16 protein-coding genes and 3 tRNA genes are annotated in these 18,715 nt (G+C 65.1%); 4 read left to right on the forward strand and 15 right to left on the reverse strand.

Annotation, left to right across the window (positions count from 1 at the left end; genetic code table 11):
• Nucleotides 1–129: 129 nt before the first annotated feature.
• Nucleotides 130–549 (reverse strand): cupin domain-containing protein, encoded by a 420-nt coding sequence (locus GT590_RS06265; RefSeq protein WP_114519640.1) that lies wholly within the window; start codon nucleotides 547–549, stop codon nucleotides 130–132.
• Nucleotides 550–746: 197 nt separating this feature from the next.
• Here GT590_RS06265 and GT590_RS06270 point away from each other — a divergent pair, with 197 nt between their 5' ends.
• Nucleotides 747–1,130: a MerR family transcriptional regulator gene (locus GT590_RS06270; protein WP_114519639.1), complete on the forward strand. Its 384-nt coding sequence runs from the start codon at nucleotides 747–749 to the stop codon at nucleotides 1,128–1,130.
• A gap of 76 nt (nucleotides 1,131–1,206) precedes the next feature.
• Here GT590_RS06270 and GT590_RS06275 read toward each other — a convergent pair whose 3' ends face one another.
• From GT590_RS06275 to trpS, 3 genes are all read right to left on the reverse strand, one after another.
• Nucleotides 1,207–1,410: a cold-shock protein gene (locus tag GT590_RS06275; RefSeq protein WP_009304552.1), complete on the reverse strand. Its 204-nt coding sequence runs from the start codon at nucleotides 1,408–1,410 to the stop codon at nucleotides 1,207–1,209.
• Between the two features lie 274 nt (nucleotides 1,411–1,684).
• Nucleotides 1,685–1,759, reverse strand: a tRNA-Asn gene (locus tag GT590_RS06280).
• Nucleotides 1,760–1,884: 125 nt separating this feature from the next.
• Nucleotides 1,885–2,931, reverse strand: a complete 1,047-nt coding sequence (gene trpS / locus GT590_RS06285; protein ID WP_035585479.1) for a tryptophan--tRNA ligase — start codon at nucleotides 2,929–2,931, stop codon at nucleotides 1,885–1,887.
• Between the two features lie 260 nt (nucleotides 2,932–3,191).
• On the opposite strand from trpS, the gene GT590_RS06290 reads away from it, so the two are divergent.
• Nucleotides 3,192–3,704, forward strand: a complete 513-nt coding sequence (locus tag GT590_RS06290) for a DUF6125 family protein (protein ID WP_009304556.1) — start codon at nucleotides 3,192–3,194, stop codon at nucleotides 3,702–3,704.
• 41 nt (nucleotides 3,705–3,745) lie between these two features.
• Here GT590_RS06290 and GT590_RS06295 read toward each other — a convergent pair.
• Nucleotides 3,746–3,820, reverse strand: a tRNA-Val gene (locus GT590_RS06295).
• 160 nt (nucleotides 3,821–3,980) lie between these two features.
• Here GT590_RS06295 and GT590_RS06300 point away from each other — a divergent pair.
• Nucleotides 3,981–4,055, forward strand: a tRNA-Ile gene (locus tag GT590_RS06300).
• A 74-nt stretch (nucleotides 4,056–4,129) separates the two neighbouring features.
• Here the strand turns inward: GT590_RS06300 and GT590_RS06305 are convergent.
• The 8 genes from GT590_RS06305 to GT590_RS14510 all read right to left on the reverse strand — a co-directional run bounded on the left by GT590_RS06305 (nucleotide 4,130) and on the right by GT590_RS14510 (nucleotide 12,958).
• A complete protein-coding gene (locus GT590_RS06305) occupies nucleotides 4,130–4,597 on the reverse strand; it encodes a PH domain-containing protein (protein WP_114518023.1) in 468 nt (155 codons plus the stop codon).
• A complete protein-coding gene (locus GT590_RS06310; protein ID WP_114519637.1) occupies nucleotides 4,590–4,940 on the reverse strand; it encodes a translation initiation factor IF-2 in 351 nt (116 codons plus the stop codon). Before GT590_RS06310 ends, GT590_RS06305 begins: the two co-directional genes overlap by 8 nt.
• A gap of 7 nt (nucleotides 4,941–4,947) precedes the next feature.
• Nucleotides 4,948–5,610 carry a DUF3887 domain-containing protein gene (locus GT590_RS06315; protein WP_114519636.1) on the reverse strand — a complete coding sequence of 221 codons (663 nt, stop codon included), beginning with the start codon at nucleotides 5,608–5,610 and terminating at the stop codon, nucleotides 4,948–4,950.
• Entirely contained in the window at nucleotides 5,607–5,948 is a 342-nt protein-coding gene (locus GT590_RS06320) for a PadR family transcriptional regulator (protein WP_009304560.1), read from the reverse strand. The genes GT590_RS06315 and GT590_RS06320 overlap by 4 nt, the downstream gene beginning before the upstream one ends.
• A gap of 328 nt (nucleotides 5,949–6,276) precedes the next feature.
• Nucleotides 6,277–8,583 carry a bifunctional 23S rRNA (guanine(2069)-N(7))-methyltransferase RlmK/23S rRNA (guanine(2445)-N(2))-methyltransferase RlmL gene (gene rlmKL / locus GT590_RS06325; RefSeq protein WP_114519635.1) on the reverse strand — a complete coding sequence of 769 codons (2,307 nt, stop codon included), beginning with the start codon at nucleotides 8,581–8,583 and terminating at the stop codon, nucleotides 6,277–6,279.
• Nucleotides 8,584–8,779: 196 nt separating this feature from the next.
• Nucleotides 8,780–10,009, reverse strand: a complete 1,230-nt coding sequence (gene rpoD, locus GT590_RS06330) for an RNA polymerase sigma factor RpoD (protein ID WP_009304563.1) — start codon at nucleotides 10,007–10,009, stop codon at nucleotides 8,780–8,782.
• Nucleotides 10,010–10,175: 166 nt separating this feature from the next.
• Nucleotides 10,176–11,774 carry an ATP-binding protein gene (locus tag GT590_RS14505; protein WP_233671151.1) on the reverse strand — a complete coding sequence of 533 codons (1,599 nt, stop codon included), beginning with the start codon at nucleotides 11,772–11,774 and terminating at the stop codon, nucleotides 10,176–10,178.
• The gene (locus GT590_RS14510; RefSeq protein ID WP_009608320.1) at nucleotides 11,717–12,958 is read right to left on the reverse strand and encodes a transporter substrate-binding domain-containing protein; all 1,242 of its coding nucleotides are present in this window, start codon (nucleotides 12,956–12,958) and stop codon (nucleotides 11,717–11,719) included. Before GT590_RS14510 ends, GT590_RS14505 begins: the two co-directional genes overlap by 58 nt.
• Nucleotides 12,959–13,158: 200 nt before the next feature.
• Here GT590_RS14510 and GT590_RS06340 point away from each other — a divergent pair, with 200 nt between their 5' ends.
• On the forward strand, nucleotides 13,159–14,202 hold the full coding sequence (locus GT590_RS06340; protein WP_009608365.1) for a D-alanyl-D-alanine carboxypeptidase family protein: 1,044 nt from the start codon (nucleotides 13,159–13,161) through the stop codon (nucleotides 14,200–14,202).
• A 33-nt stretch (nucleotides 14,203–14,235) separates the two neighbouring features.
• Here GT590_RS06340 and priA read toward each other — a convergent pair whose 3' ends face one another.
• On the reverse strand, nucleotides 14,236–16,749 hold the full coding sequence (priA, locus tag GT590_RS06345; protein ID WP_161170956.1) for a primosomal protein N': 2,514 nt from the start codon (nucleotides 16,747–16,749) through the stop codon (nucleotides 14,236–14,238).
• Between the two features lie 695 nt (nucleotides 16,750–17,444).
• Nucleotides 17,445–18,710, reverse strand: a complete 1,266-nt coding sequence (metK, locus tag GT590_RS06350; protein ID WP_009304567.1) for a methionine adenosyltransferase — start codon at nucleotides 18,708–18,710, stop codon at nucleotides 17,445–17,447.
• Between the last annotated feature and the right edge of the window lie 5 nt (nucleotides 18,711–18,715).

The following is an 18,715-nucleotide window of genomic DNA, read 5'->3' on the forward strand; positions in this document are numbered from 1 at the left end:
GGTTCGGTGCGGTGCTGCGCCCGCAGGCGCAACTTGTCTATGATACCGGAAGAAGCCGCCTGCGGCGAAACGGCTTCTCCAATCGCAGAAAGCTCCTATATCGGTGCGAGCCGTGAGCATCCGCGAGCGCTATGCCAGCGCGGCGTACTCCTCATCCGAGACGGGCTCCAGCCACTCGTTCGACGCGCCTTCGGCTGGCACGGCGATGGCCACGTGCGAGAACCAGCTGTCCGGCGCCGCCCCGTGCCAATGCTTCGTTTCGGGCGGGATGCTCACCGCATCGCCCGGCTTGAGCTCGCGCGCGGGCCGGCCCCATTCCTGGCAGTAGCCGCGCCCGCCCGTTACCAGCAGGATCTGGCCCCCCACATGGTGCACGTGCCAGTTGTTGCGGCATCCCGGCTCGAACGTCACGTTGCTCACGCTCACGCCCGCATCCGTCCCGGTCAGCGACGCCAGATAGCTCGTGCCGACGAAATACTGCGCGTACGTCTCGTTCTCCTCGCCCAGCGGGAACACCGCCGCCGGCCCCAGGCTCTCCTTCATGTCCATGATGCATCCTTCCTTTCACCGGAAGGCGTTCCGGCATCCTGCCGCCCTTCGCCTTCCCTATCCGACGAACCCATCCTATCCCTTTGAGCCCACTCCAAGTCAAGGGAGCACGCGAGTCCGAACCGACTTGCCCGCCATCGCTTGACTTGGAGTGGGCTCCATGTGGTTCAATGCACCTACGAGGTAAGGAGCTTCCCATGAAGATCGCCGAAGTGAGCAAGGAATACGGCTTGTCCGCCGACACGCTGCGCTATTACGAGCGCATCGGCCTGCTGCCGAACGTCACCCGCACGGCAAGCGGCATCCGCGACTACAGCGAGCAAGATTGCGCGCGCGTGCAGTTCGTGAAGTGCATGCGGGCCGCCAGCGTGTCCATCGAGGCGCTCATCGAGTACATGGCGCTGTACGACCAGGGCGACTCGACCCTCGAAGCGCGCAAAACGCTGCTCGAGGAGCAACGTGCGCTCGTGGAGCATCGCATCGCCGAGATGCAGGCCGGCCTCGATCGCCTGAACTTCAAGATCGACAACTACGACAAGACCATCCGTGACTGCGAGAAGAAGCTGCGCGGCGAAGCGTGATCCGCAGAGCCCGGCCTTGCATGCAAAAAAAAGCGGCCCCTAAGGGCCGCTTTTGCTCGTTCATGCGCTCAGAGCTTTAGAGCACGCACACCTGCGTGGCCTGGCTCTTGCCGTTGGAACCGGACGCGATCACGAATTCCACCTTGGCATTTTCGTCGAGGCTCTTGTAGCCGTCGCCCTGAATCTCGCTGAAATGGACGAACAGGTCTTCGCCGTTCTCCTGGGAGATGAAGCCGTAACCTTTTTCAGAGCTGAACCACTTAACCGTACCTTGAGACATACAAACCTAGCTTTCCACCCCGAAGGGCTCATACTGCGACGCATGCAACCGTGTTGTCAGCGTTGCGATCATAAGCGACGTGTTGTCGCCTACCTCAGTATAAGCCCTGCAACGGAGAATCCGAGGAGCAGAGCCCGATACTTGCTCGCACACAAGATCAGCACTTTTCGAAGTGCGCGAGGCGAAAGGTGCCGGATGCGACAGGCGATGCGATACCGAATGCGACGGAATAAAAAAACAGACCAGACTGTTCGTCTGGCCTGCCGTTAAATTCTGGCTCCCCGGGTAGGATTCGAACCTACAACCCTCCGGTTAACAGCCGGATGCTCTGCCGTTGAGCTACCGAGGAATGTGCGCCCTTGATCGCGCAAGTGAAGATTATACCGGAACCTCATCATTTCGCAATACCGAATTTTCAAAAATTGGGCACTTGCAAGATTTCCAATGATAAGGCCAGTTCATAAGCCAAAAAGTCTAATAAACCATGTTCATGGCTTCTCTTACCTCATCGAGCGTGGCGTTCGCGATCTCGTTGGCACGGCGGTTGCCCTCGTGCAGCACGTCCTTGATGTAGTCCATGTCACCGGCCAGCTGCACGCGACGCTCGCGGATGGGCGCCAGGAACTCGTTCACGCTCTCGGTGACGTACTTCTTGAGCGTGCCCGACCCGCCGTCGCCGATCTCCTCGGCGATGTCGACCTCGGTGCGGCCCGTGCACAGCGCGGCGGTGGTGAGGAGCGCCGACACGCCGGGGCGGTTCTCCTTGTCGTAGGTGATCATGCGGTCGGCGTCGGTCTTCGACTTCTTGATGAGCTTGGCGGTTTCCTCCGCGGTCAGCGACAGGCTGATGGCGTTTCCGTAGCTCTTCGACATCTTGCGCCCGTCGAGGCCGGGGATCTCCACCGCGTCGTTCAGCACGCCTTCGGGCTCGGGGAACACGTGGCCGTAGCGCTCGTTGAAACGGCGCGCAACCTGGCGGGTCTGCTCGATGTGCGGCAGCTGGTCCTTGCCCACCGGCACGATGTTGCCCTTGCAGAACAGGATGTCGCACGCCTGGTGCACCGGATACGTGAGCAGAAGCCCCGTGAGCGCATGGCCCGACGCGTCCATCTCGGACTTCACCGTGGGGTTGCGCAAAAGCTCGGACTCGGTGACCAGCGACAGGAAGGGCAGCATGAGCTGGTTCAGCGCCGGAACGGCCGAATGCGTGAAGATGATGGTCTTCTCGGGATCGATGCCGCAGGCCAGGTAGTCCACCACCATGTTGTACACGTTGTCCTGGATGTGCTCGGTGGTGTCGCGATCGGTGATCACCTGGTAGTCGGCGATGATGATGCGCGTGGTTATGCCCATGTCCTGCAGCGCGACGCGTTCGCGGATGGTGCCGAAGTAGTGGCCCATGTGCAAACGGCCCGTGGGACGGTCGCCCGTGAGCATAGTGTACTTCTCGGGGTGGATGGGAAGATCGGCGCGGATCTCGTCGGAGCGCTTGCGGCTCGCTTCAAAACTATCGATGCTCATAGTGTCGGTTCTCCGTTGATCGAAGCTCTTCGTTGGATGGTTGCAACGATTCAGTATAACGGTTTTCGCCGTTCGGTACAGCAATCGCCGAAGCTCCGGCAGCCCGTCCGAACGTCCGCCCTGCGCTCGACCTGAAGGGCGAGACCCATAGATCCGCCCATTTGAGGAACGCGGGAGGAAAACCGGAGCCGCTCGCGCGCAGTATAATTCCTACGTACGCGATATACGCGCCAGCCAAAGCGAGAAGATGGAGCACCCACATGAACGACACCTTGCGCAACCTTGGGAAAGACGAGCTCGTCGAGCTTCTGGAGATATACGCGAAGAACCTCATCGCCCTCGACGGCACCTGGTTTCAGTCCCTCGAACGAGAAGAGGGCATGGATACGGCCGTGCGCCATGACATCGAGGCGTGGCGGCGCTTCAGCGTGTCGGAGGCGCGACGCATCAAGAAGTTCCTCGGGCTGGACGAGCGCCCCGGCATCGAGGGTCTGGCCCGCGCGCTCGCGCTGCGCTGCCAGTCGGCCGCGAACGTCGACGAGATCCTCGTGGAAGGCGACGAGCTGACCTACCGCATCGTCGACTGCCGCGTGCAGAACGCGCGCAAGCGCAAAGGCATGGGGTTCCATCCCTGCCGCAGCGTGGGCGTGGTGGAGTACGGGGTGTTCGCCGAGAGCATCGACGACCGCATCTCCTGCGAATGCCTGAGCTGTTTCCCCGATATGACGGACGACTCCTGCAATTGCGCTTGGAAGTTCACGCTGAAAGCGTGAGGATATGAAAAAGCCTTCCGAAAGGAAGGCTTTTGAATTCATGGTGGTCGCTACAGGATTTGAACCTGTGACCCCCGCCGTGTGAAGGCGATGCTCTCCCGCTGAGCCAAGCGACCGTTTCGGTTGCGTCGTTCGCAACGTTTGAGTATTCTACCGGTAGTTTCGAATACGCGCAAGCCCCTTTTTCGAAAATTTCTCGAAGAGGATTTGCATCGGCTTGCGGATATCCCCTTGGCATCGGTGCCCGTTTTGGGATAGAATAGCGGGACGCTTTACGGGCCTATAGCTCAATGGTGGAGCAGGGGACTCATAATCCCTTGGTTGCAGGTTCGAGCCCTGCTGGGCCCACCAGGAAAATCGAAACCGGTTGCGCTACGACTCGCGCAACCGGTTTTTTATGCGGCGGTCGCCGGGTCGCCCGGAGCTCACCTGGACTTGGAAACGGAGGCCCTTCGCACGATCTCGACCTGGGGGCACCGCCGCTCGATCTCGGCGAAGAATTCTTCCTTGTCCTTGACGGCGATCATCAGCTCCTCGTAGCCGATGCGCAGCTCGATGCGGTCGAACGACGCCGCCAGGGAAGCCAACGGGTTGGACGTCTCGCGCAACCGGCGGATCTTCGAGACGGGATACGTCGCCTTCTGGAAGCCGAACACGATGAGCAGGTTGCCCTTCCCGTCGAACTCGACGTAGTTGCGAAGAAGCGTAGGGATGATGAAGATGTCGCAGAGGACAAGGCACAGCGAGCAGACGACGGCGCTTATGAACGCGCCCTCTTTCGCAGGATCGGCGAAGAACGACGCGAGCGGCCACGCCAGCATGACGTTGACGCCCACCGTCAACGCGTAATACCACCCGTCCACTTTCCCCGCGAACCTCATCGGCTCACCCATGATGCTCCTTCAATACGTCGGCATGCGTCTTCAGCGAAAGAGCGATGAGCACGGCGACGCCCAAGGCCGCCGCGATGCCGATGACCAAGCACGCCGTGCGCACCGCGTCGTCCTGTTGGGCGTAGCTCCACGCCCCGAAGCACCAAAAATCGATCGCGAGCAGGAAGATGGCCACACCTGAGCGTCGAGCCTCCCGGCGATACTGCGCCTCGCTCGGGTTGAGCGCCAGAAAGTTGCTTCCCCCGGCGAGGATGCTGAAGCATTTCACGTTGCCGGCGAACACGAACGCGCCATACACGCACATGAGAACACCGACGACGATGAGGGCGATGAACGTTTCCATGATGGGCCTACCTCATACGAATTCCGGCAAGCTCTTCGCCGTTCAGAAAGCTGATGCCGTACGTTACCGTCGCTTTCTCGTACACGGCGACGACCTCCACCACATCGAACACCTGCCCGGATTGCGAGATTTCCGTCGCGTACGCATTGCCGAACGACTCGAAGGCACCCCAATCACCGGGAACCGTGATCTCCCTCGCTTGCTCCATCATCTCGGCGTTGAGACCCACTTTCATTTCGTCGATCGACATCGACTGCAGCGTTTCGTAATCGCCCGCGTCGAGCAGCGCGACCACCTCCTGCGCACGCTCGATTACCTGCTGCTCGGTTTGGTGGGAGCTTTGCCCCGCAGGGGCGGTTTTCGGCGATACCCACCAGGTCGCGGCTCCGATGATCGCCACCATGACGACCGCGACGGCCGCCACGATGGCTATCGTCTTGGTGCGCTTGCGCTTCTTGCCGGCGGCTCGCTCCGCTTCGGAGAGATCCTCGTTGAACTCTTGCGCCACCTGACGCGGGTCGCCCATGCGGGATTCCACCTGCTCCCAGGTCTCGCCTGCTGACAGAGCAGCGGCGATGTCGGATTCGAGGTCGCGCACGAACTCGGCTTGGCGCGCTTTCGAGCAGGTCAGACGCTTCGCAACCGCCTTCACATAGGATTCCTTGTTCATTGCTCCTCCTCCATGATCGACCGCACATGTCCGTCGAATTCGTTCCAGATCTCGTACATCTCGCGCAACGCGTCGCGCCCCGCCTCGGTGATCGCGTAGTACTTGCGCGCGGGCTCCTTCGCGACGTGCGCGCTCATGCGGCTGGTCACGAGGCCGCCGTCCTCAAGCCGGTAGAGGATGGGGTACAGCGTGCCCTCCTTGAGCGCGAGCGCGCCGTTCGAGCGGTCGCGAAGCTCGCTGATCAGCTGATAGCCGTATTTCTCCTCGTGCTGCAGCAGCTTCAAGACGAGCATGTCGAGCGCGCCCTTCTTCATCTGCTGCGCGAACCGGAGCTGCATTCCGAACCCTTCTCTCTATCACCTAGCAATACTAAATATATCTGATCTGCGAATATCTTGCAATACGATAAGACCGAGCAAAAGCCCGACGCTGCAGCGCATCGGGCTGAAAATGACGAAAAGACGTCGAATTTGGAAACCGCCGCGTCCTTTCGGACACACTCGGCACAATGTATGCAGGAAAGGCGACTGCGCGACCAGGCGTTTCGCAAAAGGAAGCCGACCGGCGTCCGCGAAAGCCGGTGCGAGGTTTCCGAATTCGATGCTTTTTCGCCATCACCGGCACCGTCGACAGCCCGTACGCCGCGTCGAGGAACAGGAAGACGGGTTATTGGGTTCTTTTAACCAGGTAGCATTTATGGATACGGGGGTTGCGTTCGAAGTCGTGGGGAATGGTCTGCGCCGTGATGTCCTCGAGCGTGACGCCGTACTTGGCCAGCGCCTCCTCGTCGGGCTTGAACGAACGGAGGTTGCACGAGAACACGGCCTCGCCCTCTTCCGACAGCAGGCGCGACACGCCGATGAGCAGCTCCACATGGTCGCGCTGCACGTCCCACGTGCGCTTGCCCATGGCCTTGGAGTTGGAGAACGTGGGCGGATCGACGAACACGAGGTCGAAACGGCGGCCGGTGCGGCGCGCTTCGGTGATCCACGCCATCGTGTCGCCGCGTTCGAAGGTATGCTGCTCCCCCTCGAAGCCGTTGGCTGCCATATTGCGCGCGGCCCAGTCGAGGTAGGTCTGCGACAAGTCCACCGTCGCAGTGCTCTTGGCGCCGCCACCGGCTGCATGCACGCTCGCCGAACCCGTGTAGGCGAACAGGTTGAGGAAACGCTTCCCCTCGGCCTTCTTCCCCACCAGCTCGCGCGTGAGACGATGGTCGAGGAACAGGCCTGTATCCAGGTAACCGGCCAGATCGACCTCGAACAGATAGCCGTCCTCGCGCACCTGGGTGACGTAGGAGCGCCGGCTCGAGTCGCGATACTGGCTGCCGCCCTTGTCGCGGCGGCGCACCTTCGAGAACACGTGGTCGGGGCGCACGCCCAGCACCACGGGCGCGAGCGCCAGCACGTCGTCGTAGCGGCGCTGCGCCTTGCCGGGATCGATGGTCGAGGGCGCCGCGTACTCGGCGATGTGCAGGTACAGGTTGCCCTCGGCATCGCCCGCGCCCGGATACACGTCGATGGCCACGGCGTAGTCGGGCAGGTCGGCATCGTACACGCGGTAGCACGACACGCCTTCACGGCGCGCCCACTTGCGGCGCTCCTTGGCCGTTTTGCGCAGCCGTGCGGCGAACTGCTCGGACGTCGGCTCCAGCACCTCCACCACATGCTCGGCGCCGCCCGCGGGATCGGGCACGACCACCTTCACGGCCTCCATGGGAGGCTTGTCGAACACGAGCGCCTCGGTCTCCACGCGGTCGCGGCCGAGCACGGCGCGCACCGCGGGCGCGACGCCGAAGCGCGCCTCCACGATCTCGCCGCCGGCCACGGCGAACGTCGAGCCCGCCGGAGCGACCGAAGCCGCACGCACGAACGCGGCCGCGTCAGCCTGCGAGCGCGCGTCGGACTGGGCCCGCTCGCCCGTGGGCAGCACGCTGGCGACCGTGCACGAGGCCGCCTCTCCGCCGCGCGCCCTGCCGGCAGCGGCACACACGCGCGACACCAACTCGTCAACGCTCTGCGCGTCCGCAAGCTCGATGCTGACGGCCTGGCGCAAGCCCGCGCGCTTGGCGTGGACGCGCGCCCGCGCTATGGCCGGAGACGACGTGGACGCGCCCGCGAAGCGCACATGCGCCGGATCGGGCGGTGCCGACGCGGGGCCGTCGAGCGCGCCCGGCGCCGTGGCCGACGCGAGGCCGCGTTCGAACCGCTCGTCCGCCTCGTCGATGAGCTCGTTCCAGACGTCAGGATCCGAAGGCACCCAGCCGAAGAAACCCCAGCGCTCGCGCGTAAGGCCCGGAGCCAGGTCGCACGCGGCAGATGCCGCCTCCACCACCAGGAAGCCGTCGCCGCACGCCGGATCGACCAGCGCCTCGCCGCGGCTTCCGCGGGTGCGCCAACCTGCCAGCGCCAGAAGTCCGGCCGCGAGCGCGCACGACAGCGGGGCGTCAGGACCGTCGTCGGGCGTGAGATAGGAACGGTGGTACAACGATTCGCCCGACAGGTCGAGCGAGATCGTGGCGCGCCCCTCCCGCACGCGCACATCCACCGAAACGTCGGCATGATCGGCGTCGACGTCGGGACGTTCGCCGCGCATCTCACGCAAACGGTCGCATACGGCATCCTTCACCTTGAGCGCCGTGAACCGGGTGTTGCGCAGCTCGTCGTTCATGCCGTGCGCCTGCACGGACATGCTCGCGCCCGGAACGATGACGCCCTCCCAGGCGATGCGCCGCACGCCCTCGTACAGCAGGTTCGCATCGCCTGCGTTCACGCGCCCCACCACCACGAGGATGCGCGAAGCCAGCCGCGACCACAGGCACGCCGACAACGCATGGCGCACGTCGCAGAAAAAGGCGACGCCCCCGCCGAGGGGGCGCACGCGCTTGATGCCCAGACGCTTCAGCTCTTCGGCGAGCGGCGCCTCCAAACCGGACAGGCAGCTAGCGAACAGTTCGAGGTTTTCGTTATCCATACAGCGCAGATCCAATCTTCGCATGCCGCAGGTTGGCGTAGTAAGTCAGCGAGAAGGACCCTGGTGTTCCGAATTGGCGGGATGGAGAAGGCGAAGCGTACGTTGCGTACGCGAGTCTTCGCCATCGCGCCAAAGCGGGGCGCCAGGGTCCTTCGCAGCGTCGGCCCGTTCCGACGGCCGTCAGGCCGCCGGAACCTTAATCTTCCAGGTAGTCTTTCAGCTTGCTCGAGCGGGACGGGTGGCGCAGCTTCGCCAGCGTCTTGCTCTCGATCTGGCGGATGCGCTCGCGCGTGACGCCGAACTCGCGTCCGACCTCCTCGAGCGTGCGGGGATGGCCGTCCTCCAGGCCGAAGCGCAGGCTGATCACCTTGCGCTCGCGTTCGGCCAGGCCGTCGAGCACCTTCGACAGCTGCTCTTGCAGCATGCTGAACGAGGCGGCGTCGGGCGGCACCACGGCGGCATCGTCCTCGATGAAGTCGCCCAGCTGGGAGTCCTCCTCCTCGCCGATAGGCGTTTCCAGCGACACGGGCTCCTGCGAGATCTTCTGGATCTCGCGCACGCGCTCGGCGGGCAGACCCATCTCCTTGCCGATCTCCTCGGGGCTGGGCTCGCGGCCGAGCTCCTGCAACAGCTGGCGCTGGATGCGCACGAGCTTGTTGATGGTCTCCACCATGTGCACGGGGATGCGGATGGTGCGGGCCTGATCGGCGATGGCGCGCGTGATGGCCTGGCGGATCCACCAGGTGGCGTACGTCGAGAACTTGAAGCCCTTCGTGTAGTCGAACTTCTCGACGGCGCGGATGAGGCCGAGGTTGCCCTCCTGGATAAGGTCGAGGAACAGCATGCCGCGTCCTACGTAGCGCTTGGCGATGGACACGACGAGACGCAGGTTCGCCTCGATAAGCTGCTGCTTCGCGTCGATGCCCACCTGCTCGATGCGGCCGAGGCGGCGCTTCTCGCGGCGTTCGAGCTCGATGCCCTCGTCTTCCGCTTTCTCAAGCTCCTCCATGGCGGCCACGCCGGCCTCGATCTTCATGGCGAGGTCGATCTCTTCGGCGGCCGTGAGCAGCGGGACCTTGCCGATCTCCTTGAGATACATGCGGACGGGGTCGCCCGTGAGCATGGTCACGCTGGCGTCGGCATTGCGCTTGCGCACGGAGCGCACCTTGCTCTTGCCCGCCACCTTGGGCAGCTGAACCTCGACCGTCGCCTTAAGCTCCTCTTCAGGAATGCCTTCGAGCAGGTCTTCGTCGTCGCTGTCATCGGACAGGGGGCTTTCAAGCTTATCGTCGTCGAGTCCGTCGCCGGCGTCGACCACATCAGGCTCGTCGTCGAGGGCGTCTTCCTCCAGGATGTCTTCGGCTTCGATCGAGGCAACCGCCGCGTTGTTCCGCTCTTGGGCTTGCTTGCTTGAGGCTTGGGCCACGTGATCTTCCTTTCCGACCGGACTGCGCGCAGGGCATGAGTATACATACGCACCAGGCGCAAAGATACAGCCAAATAATATACCACACTTTTCCGTCATCTTGCTGACGAATATGACGCTTGCGCAGGTTTTGCGAGGCTCGCGAACTTGCGCCGCAACCGTGAGCCTACCCCTTGCGCGGCAGGTAGCTGCGCAGCGTCTCGTAGAGCTGCTGGGCATCGAAGGGCTTGGGGATGAAGCCGTCCATCCCGGCAGCGGCCGCGTCCTCGCGGTCCTCCTGGAACGTGTTGGCCGTGAGCGCGATGATGGGCACCGTGCGAGCGTCTTCCCGATCGAGCGAGCGGATCTCGATCGCCGCCTCGAGGCCGTCGAGCAACGGCATCTTCACGTCCATCAACACGAAATCGAACGCTCCCGGCTCCGAAGCTTCGAACATGTCCACGGCTTCGCGCCCGTTCGCCGCACGCCGCGCCTCGACGCCCTGCATGTCGAGCAGCGCCACGGCGATCTCGGCGTTCAGATCGTTGTCTTCGGCAAGCAGCACGCGCGTGCCCGCAAGCGACCGGTCGGCCGTTTCCGCAGGGGTCTCCTCGTCCCCCAAAGCCTCCTCGTCGGCCGTCGGCAGCTCCAGCACGAAGAAGAACTCCGAACCCTCGCCGACGCGGCTCTGCACGTCCAGCCTTCCTCCCATGAGTCGTACGAGGTTGCTGCTGATAGCCAGGCCGAGACCCGTCCCCTGCGCGTTGCGGCGATTCTCGGACGCCTGCTCGAACGACACGAAAATGCGCTCGAGATCCTCCTCGCGGATGCCCGCGCCGGTATCTTCCACGCTGAAGCGCACACGCGCGCTTCCCTCGTCGCGCATGAGCACGACCACGCTCAGCCGGATGGCGTCCCCCGGATCGGTGAACTTGAGCGCGTTGGACAAGAGGTTCGCCAGCACCTGCTGCAGCCGCACGTCGTCGCCCACCACGACGTCGTCGGCATCGCAGCGGGTCTCGAACAGGACTCCCTTGTCCTCGGCCTGGAGAAAGAACATGCTCTGCAGACGCTCGGCCAGCGAACGCAGGCGGAGCGGCGCCGTCTCTATGCGCATCTTGTCGTTCTCGATCTTCGACATATCGAGGATGTCGTTCACGAGCGACAGCAGGAACTGGGCCGACATGTTGATCTTCTCGAGACTCGAGCGAATGGACGGCGTGGCTTCTCCCGACAGCGACGCCACGCTCGAAAGCCCGATGATGGCGTTCATCGGCGTTCGGATCTCATGGGACATGCGCGAGAGGAAGTCGGTCTTCGCTCGACCCATCTCCTCCACCTTCTCCAGCTTCATCTCCATCATGCGGTTGCGCACCTTCGCCACCGACACCACGATGACTATAGCGCCCACGAACAGGCACAGCACGAGGCTCAACGCCACGACGAGCAAGGGGTTCTCGGAGACGAGCGCTTGAATGGTGCGCTGCTTGCCGAACGAGGGCATGCTATTGTGCGACGCGATGGTGTCCAGCTCGTCCTGCGAGAAGCTGTTCACCGCCTTGCTCATGATCGAGTACAGCTCCGTGTCCACGGGCTTGGCGAGGGCGAACGAAAGGCCCGCCTCATGATGCTCGGAGGTTGCCGGCGTGATGTTGCTGAACGAGTGGTCGATGAACAGGCCTTCCGCAAACGCGACGGGCATGCTGGTGGCGTCGGCGCGTCCGGAGTTCACCGCTTCGAGGCAGTCTTCGTAGGTACGGTAGTGCACGACCTCGGAAGCCTCCACGCCGTCGGTGCCATCACGCCCTTCGATCTGGGCGAAGACCGTTTCCCGGAGGAAGCCAGCTTGTTGCGGAACACCACCTCGTTGAGCGACGCGAAGCTCTCGGTGATGGCGAGCTGTTGGCCGTCCGCCGCGTAGCCGTCGTCCAAGAAGCCGCCCATCATGTCCACTTCCCCCGATTTAACCAGGTCGACGGCATCTTGGTACGTACTGGCATGCACGAGGCGAAACGCGAGCCCCGTGCGCTCGGTGACCAGGTCGAGCACATCCTTCACGATGCCCTGGTACAGTCCGTCGCGCTCGTAGTACAGCGGGTAGCGGCCCTGCATGACGGCCACGCTGATCTCGCCTGCATTGTCGATGAACGCACGGTCGGCTTCGGAGAACTTGATGGCGCATTGGCGGCGGGACGGCAGGTGCTTTGCATCGAGCTCGTTCGCGAACTCGGCATTCGCCGTGTAGATCGACGTCATCGCTGCATCCAGATCGTCCTTCAGATCGCTTCCGAACGGCATGGCTATGTAGTACGGTTCGCCGTCGAACTCGGCGGCGACCCTGCGGCCTTCGGTGACGTCCACGTCGCCGCCCAGCACCACGTCGGCGGTGCCGTCGTCCAGGCATTTCGAGTAGGCATCGTAGTCGAGCGGCAGGACGATGCAGTGGATATCGTTGAAATCGAGGTAGTTTTCGAGACGGCGAATCTTCTCGGTAGCGTTCTCGAACACGCCGATGGTCTTGCCGTTGAGCGTGCGAGAGTCGAAGACGACGACATCGTCGTTCTCTTCGAGGCTGATGAGCAGGGCGTGGTTCGCACCGATGGCGAAGTTCGAATACTGGAACGAATCGACGAGCTGCTCCCGATAGTACATGCCGCCCATGAGGTCGATCTCTCCCGCAGACGTCCGTTTCATGAGACTTTGGACATCGCCGTCCACGAACTCATAGGTCCATCCGGTGTACTTGGAAACCTCCGCGAGCCAATCGTAGAGGATGCCGGAGCGCACGCCGTCGGCATCGGTCACGCTGATGCCTTCGACCTCGGGGAACGCCACGCGCACCACTCGAACGTCCTCGGATGCATCCCGCGAACCGCCGACATCGGCCGCCGCGGGAACGACGAAGACGGTTGTTGCCATCAGCAATGCGGCCATCGCCGAGCAGACGCAACGCGCCGCTTTCTTTCCCACAGCCCATCCCTCCTTCGACACCCGCGAGAACGCCTCACGATCAGCTAGGATACCACGGTCTTGCCGAAAACCTACGATCCGACATGAACGGAGGCCCGCGAGAACCGATAAAACCGTTTTAAGCCGCTTCCCATGCGACGCTCTCCAGCGCGTATACTGTTACGCAGACGAACCCTCCGCACGCACCCGAGGAGCAGCCGATGAACGCCCGACGCCGCCATCTCCGCGCAGCCGCCTGCCTGACCCTGGTCGGCCTCCTGGCGTGCCTGCCGCTCGCGGCCGCCTTCGGTTCCGTGGACGAGGACGACATGGCGCTCCGTCTCAGCGCCGCCGAGCGCGCCTTGCCGCCCGACCGGCTTCCCGACCTCGACGCATCCTGTGCCGCGCTCATGGACGAGGACGGCACGCTGTGGTTCGGCCGCAACGCCGATGACGCCGCGCAGATCGCCTCGCTGACGAAGATCATGACCGCGATCGTGGCGGCGGACTGGCTGGACGCATCGACGATGATCGAGGTCACGCCCGAAGCCGCCAGCGTCGGCGAATCGAGCGCCGGGCTCGCGCAAGGCGACTCGATGACCTTCGACGACGCGCTGAAGGCGCTGCTCACGGCTTCGGGCAACGACGCGGCGTCGGCCATCGCCCAAGCGGCCGGAGCGCGGATGCTGGCGCAGAAGGGGTCGGGCGGCGACGCGTACGCCTGCGAGGCGGCGTTCGTCGAGGCCATGAACGCGAAGGCGGCCGAGCTGGGGCTGGAGAACTCGTTCTTCGCGAACCCGCACGGCCTGGACTTCGACGCGTTCGCCCAGGGGCAGTACAGCTGCGCGGCCGACGTGGCGACAATGCTGCGCGCGGCCATGCAGATCGACCTCGTCCGAGCGAACATCGGGTTCTCGCAGGCAGACATCACGGTCCAGCGCGACGGGGCGCCCGTGACGCTGGCGCTGGAGAACACCGACGCCCTGCTGGGCAGCTACCCGGGCGCGTGCGCGGCCAAGACCGGCTACACGCTGGCCGCCGGGCCCTGCGCGGCGACGGCCGTGAACCGCGGAGACGGGCACGAGTACTACGCCGTGGTGCTGGGGTCGTCCTCGAAGCCGCAGCGATTCGTCGATTCCGCAGCGCTGTACGACTGGGCGTACGCGAACCGATCCTCGCTGCGCGCGCCCATTTCGGACGAGGACATCGCGGCCTGGGGCGAGCGCGTGGCGTTCACGGTCGCCTGGTTCATGGAGGGCTGGTAGGCCGAACGTCCGCCAAGCCGCGGCGCGAGCGCGCTACAGCAGATCGTCGGGATCGACGTCCACGGCCACGTTCGCATCCCTGTCGGGCTTGCGGCGGCGGAAGAGGGGCAGCAGCGCATCGGACAGGTCGGCGTCAGCCGGGCACTTCACCACGATGTGCCAGCGGTACGTGCCGCGCAGCTTCGCCAGCACGCACGGCGTGGCGGGCAGCACGCTCCAACCGTCGCCGCCGAAGTCGCGCACCGCCTCCTCCAGCGCCGCCTGCAGCTCGGCCGCCACGCGGCGCACGGCCGGCTCGTCCTTGCTCCACACCAGCACGTTCGCCATGCGCACGTAGGGCGGGTAGCCCAGCAGGCGGCGCTTCGGCAGCTCGTCGCGCAGGAACAGGGCGCGGTCGTAGGCGGCGGCCGCGCGGATGGCGGGAGCGTCGGCCTCGTAGGTCTGCACGAGCACGCGGCCCGGCAGCTCGGCGCGGCCCGCGCGACCCGCCACCTGCTCCACAAGGTCGAACGTGCGCTCGGAGGCGCGGTAGTCGGGCAGCTTCAGCATGGTGTCGGCGTTGATGACGCCCACGAGCGTGACGTCCTCGAAGTCGAGGCCCTTCGCGATCATCTGCGTGCCCAGCAGCACGGCGGCGTCGGCGGCGGCGAACTCCTCGAGCAGACGCTGGTGCGCGCCCTTGCCGCTCGTGGTGTCGGCGTCCATGCGCACGATGGGCACCCCCGGGCCCACGCCGGGCATCTCGTCGAGCAGCACGCGCAGCTCGGCCTCGACCCGCTGCGTGCCCGCGCCGAACTTCTTGAGGTAGGGGCTGCCGCATTCCGGGCACACGGGCGGCGTGGGTATCCGATAGCCGCAGTGATGGCAGATCAGGAAGTTGCCGCGTTCGTGGTACGTGAGCGACGTGGAGCACGAGGGGCACTCGGGCACGAAACCGCATTCCCGGCACAGCAAGAATTTCGCGAAGCCGCGCTGGTTGAGCAGCAGCACCGCCTTGCGGCCGGCGGCCAGCTCCTCCTCGAGCGCGCGGGCCAGCGGCAGCGCGAACATCGAACGCGACCCGCCGCTGAACTCCTTCGCCATGTCCACCACCTGCACCTCGGGCAACGGTTTGCCGTTCGCGCGCTCGGGCAGGCTCACCTGATGCCATGAGGGGTTTTTCGCGCAGGCGTGCAGCGCCTCGATGGAGGGCGTGGCGCTTCCCAGCACCACGGCGGCCCCGGCGCGCCGCGCCATCCACACGGCCACGTCGCGCGCATGGTAGCGCGGCGCGCTGTCCTGCTTGTAGGAACCTTCGTGCTCCTCGTCGATGACGATGAGACCGAGGTTCGAAAGCGGCGTGAACAGCGCGCTGCGGGCGCCCACGACCACGCGCGCCGCGCCCGAGCGGATAAAATCCCACTGGTCGTAGCGCTCGCCCTGGCTCATGCGCGAGTGCATGACGGCCACCAGATCGCCGAAGCGGCCGCGGAAGCGCGCCACGGTCTGCGGCGTCAGCGATATCTCGGGCACGAGCACGCACGCCGTGCGCCCGGCGGCCAGCGTCTCCTCGATGGCCTGCAGGTACACCTCGGTCTTGCCCGAGCCGGTGACGCCGTCCACGAGCACCACCTCGCCCGCGCCGCGCGAGCGCGCCGCGTCGATGGCCGCGAGCGCATCGGCCTGTCCTCGCGTCAGCGGCGGCTTGGGCGAGGGGGTGAAGGAGCCTGCGGGTTGGACTGCGCCTGCGGGCTGGAGGCTCGCAGGTTGGACGGCCGCTGGTTGGCGCAGTGAGTCAGCGAGCGTTTCCGCAGCGCTTGAGCCGGGGTCGATGACGGAAACGTGGCGCACTTCGGTGCGCGAGCCTTCGTCGACGGCCGTATATCGGGCGTTGCGGGAAGCCGCGGCGTCGGCCCGCTCCGTCGGCCGGCAGGCCGACGGAACCTGAAAGCCCCGCATGCGACGGCGGTGCTCGATGCGCACGACGCCCTGCTTCTTCAGTGCCTTGAGAGGCGACGACACCGCGCCGAACTCGGCCGTCAGCTCGGCCACGCGCAGCTCGCCGCGCTCGAGCGCGGCCGCGATGGACGCCTGCTTCACGGCGTTCTTGCGCGGCTCGAAGTCCGCGAGCGCAGGCCCCGGCACCACCCAGCGGTCGTCGACTTCCCCCACCGTCGGCTCTTCAAGACGCCAGTAGCCTCCCTGCGCGCGCACCATGCGCGGCACGCCGCCAGGCGGCGTGAACAGGCGCACGCACGACGACAACGGCGCGATGTAGCGTTCCGAGAGCCACTGCGCGCACGCAGCCCCCTCCTCGTCGAAGTACGGGCGGCTCACCGCGCGCACGATGCCCTTGAGCTTGGCAGGGTCGAGACCTGCGGGCCAATCGCCTTCGGCGCGCTCCTCGATGCCGATGACGAAGCCGACGGCCTGCCGCGGCCCGAACGGCACGAGCACGGCGCAGCCGACCTCGATCGGCTGGTCGCCCGCTTCTTCAGGGACGGCGTAGGTATACGGCGCGTCGAGCGCCTGCGTGGGTATGTCCAAGATGACGGATGCGAGTTTCATGCCCCCAGTATATCCCAACCCCGAGCTGCCGCAGGAGCCCTACCGCTCCACCGCAGGAAATCCCTTGGCATTCCGCTCGCCCCCGCATCCGAACACGCTATCCGTTGTTAAACCAGGATCGACATGCACCGCCGCACGCCGCTTTCCCTATCGGGCGGCTGGCGATCAGGCGAGACGAGCACCTGGTCGATGGCCGAAGAGGGCTTCCGAACCGCCGGCGAGAGGGACGAGCCGACCTGGGCTATGTCAATCTTGGTTTAACCGCGGAACACGCTACCGTTGACGAAAAACCATCGGATTCGGAAGTTCTTAAGCGAACCTCAAGCGCACAGAGAAAGCTCCTGTCGAATAAGGACAGGTCACCGGAAAGATCACTTTCGATATCGCGCAACGAGCTCGACCGAAACGCACGATGTCTTCCGAATTCGGCGACTTTTCGCCATTTCGAGCCCGCTCCGCTGTTAAACCAGGGTTGGAATCGGCCTTTCGCCGTCGAGCCCGGCTGGCAGCACGAAACGGCGCGCGGGAGAGAACGCGGGACAGAAACCCTTCCAGACCTGCCAAGCGCATAGCCGAACGCTCACGCTTCACGCGAAGCGCCGATCCCCCCTCAGGGCACCGTCCCGCGCGCCGCAAAAGCAAAACCGCCCGGCGCGATCGCCGGGCGGTTCGCCACATGCTTCTACGGTTGTCGCTTACGCCAGGCCGCAGGCCTTACGCAGCTCGTCGGCCTTGTCGGTGCGCTCCCACGTGAACTCGGGAAGCTCGCGGCCGAAGTGGCCGTAGGCGGCCGTCAAGCGGTAGATGGGGCGGCGCAGGTCGAGCGCGTCGATGATGGCGCCCGGACGCAGATCGAACGTCGCGTCCACCGCGGCCATGATGTCGGCCTCGGGAACCGCGTTCGTGCCGAACGTGTCGATCATCACGCTGACCGGCTTCGCCATGCCGATGGCGTAGGCAACCTGCACCTCGCAGCGAGCGGCCAGGCCCGCGGCCACCACGTTCTTCGCCACCCAGCGCGCCGCGTAGGCCGCCGAGCGGTCCACCTTCGTGCAGTCCTTGCCGGAGAACGCGCCGCCGCCGTGGCGGCCCATGCCGCCGTAGGTGTCGACGATGATCTTGCGGCCGGTGAGGCCCGCGTCGCCCATGGGGCCGCCCACCACGAAGCGGCCGGTGGGGTTCACGTGGATCTCGGCGTCGTCGGCCAGCGCCACGCCCTCGCGCTCGAGCACCGGCTTCACCACGTTCTCGACGATCTGGGCGCGCAGCTCGTCGTGGGCGATCTCCTCGGCATGCTGCGTGGACACGACCACCTTCTCCACATGCACGGGGCGGCCGCCCTCGTAGCGCACGGACACCTGGGTCTTGCCGTCGGGGCGCAGAAGCGGCATGGTGCCGTTCTTGCGCACCTCGGTCAGGCGCTCGGCCAGGCGGTGGGCCAGATACACCGGCATCGGCATGAGCGTGGGCGTCTCGTCGCAGGCGTAGCCGAACATCATGCCCTGGTCGCCCGCGCCGACGCGCTCGTAGGGGTCGCCCTCGTCCAGGCCGTGCTGGGCCTCCCAGCTCTCGTCGACGCCCTGCGCGATGTCGGGGCTCTGGTCGTGGATGGCGTTCAGCACGCCGCAGGTGTCGCAGTCGAAGCCGTACTTCGCGCGGTCGTAGCCGATGTCGCGCAGCACCTCGCGCACGATGGCGGGCACGTCGACGTAGGCCTGCGTGCGGATCTCGCCGGTGACGATGACCATGCCGGTGGTGGCCATGGTCTCGCAGGCCACGCGCACCTGCGCGGGATCGGCGGGCTGCCCGCTGGGGGCCACGTAGCCGGCGGCCGCCAGCTCGATCTCCTTGGCCAGGATGGCGTCGAGCACCGCGTCGGATATCTGGTCGCACACCTTGTCGGGATGACCCTCGGTGACCGACTCGGACGTGAACAAATAGGTAGAGCATTCTTCGGCCATACGTT

It is taken from the genome of Eggerthella sp. BIOML-A1, assembly GCF_009875595.1.
Classification (GTDB): domain Bacteria; phylum Actinomycetota; class Coriobacteriia; order Coriobacteriales; family Eggerthellaceae; genus Eggerthella; species Eggerthella lenta.

Coding starts and splice junctions, on each gene's coding strand:
- GT590_RS06305 (WP_114518023.1), bottom strand. CDS start 4,597: ATGGGTGAGCCGATGAGGTTCGCGGGGAAAGTGGACGGGTGGTATTAC.
- rlmKL (WP_114519635.1), bottom strand. CDS start 8,583: ATGGATAACGAAAACCTCGAACTGTTCGCTAGCTGCCTGTCCGGTTTG.
- GT590_RS06320 (WP_009304560.1), bottom strand. CDS start 5,948: ATGCAGCTCCGGTTCGCGCAGCAGATGAAGAAGGGCGCGCTCGACATG.
- priA (WP_161170956.1), bottom strand. CDS start 16,749: ATGAAACTCGCATCCGTCATCTTGGACATACCCACGCAGGCGCTCGAC.
- GT590_RS06290 (WP_009304556.1), top strand. CDS start 3,192: ATGAACGACACCTTGCGCAACCTTGGGAAAGACGAGCTCGTCGAGCTT.
- GT590_RS06275 (WP_009304552.1), bottom strand. CDS start 1,410: ATGTCTCAAGGTACGGTTAAGTGGTTCAGCTCTGAAAAAGGTTACGGC.
- GT590_RS06340 (WP_009608365.1), top strand. CDS start 13,159: ATGAACGCCCGACGCCGCCATCTCCGCGCAGCCGCCTGCCTGACCCTG.
- metK (WP_009304567.1), bottom strand. CDS start 18,710: ATGGCCGAAGAATGCTCTACCTATTTGTTCACGTCCGAGTCGGTCACC.
- GT590_RS06310 (WP_114519637.1), bottom strand. CDS start 4,940: ATGGAAACGTTCATCGCCCTCATCGTCGTCGGTGTTCTCATGTGCGTG.
- GT590_RS06265 (WP_114519640.1), bottom strand. CDS start 549: ATGGACATGAAGGAGAGCCTGGGGCCGGCGGCGGTGTTCCCGCTGGGC.
- GT590_RS06270 (WP_114519639.1), top strand. CDS start 747: ATGAAGATCGCCGAAGTGAGCAAGGAATACGGCTTGTCCGCCGACACG.
- GT590_RS06315 (WP_114519636.1), bottom strand. CDS start 5,610: ATGAACAAGGAATCCTATGTGAAGGCGGTTGCGAAGCGTCTGACCTGC.
- trpS (WP_035585479.1), bottom strand. CDS start 2,931: ATGAGCATCGATAGTTTTGAAGCGAGCCGCAAGCGCTCCGACGAGATC.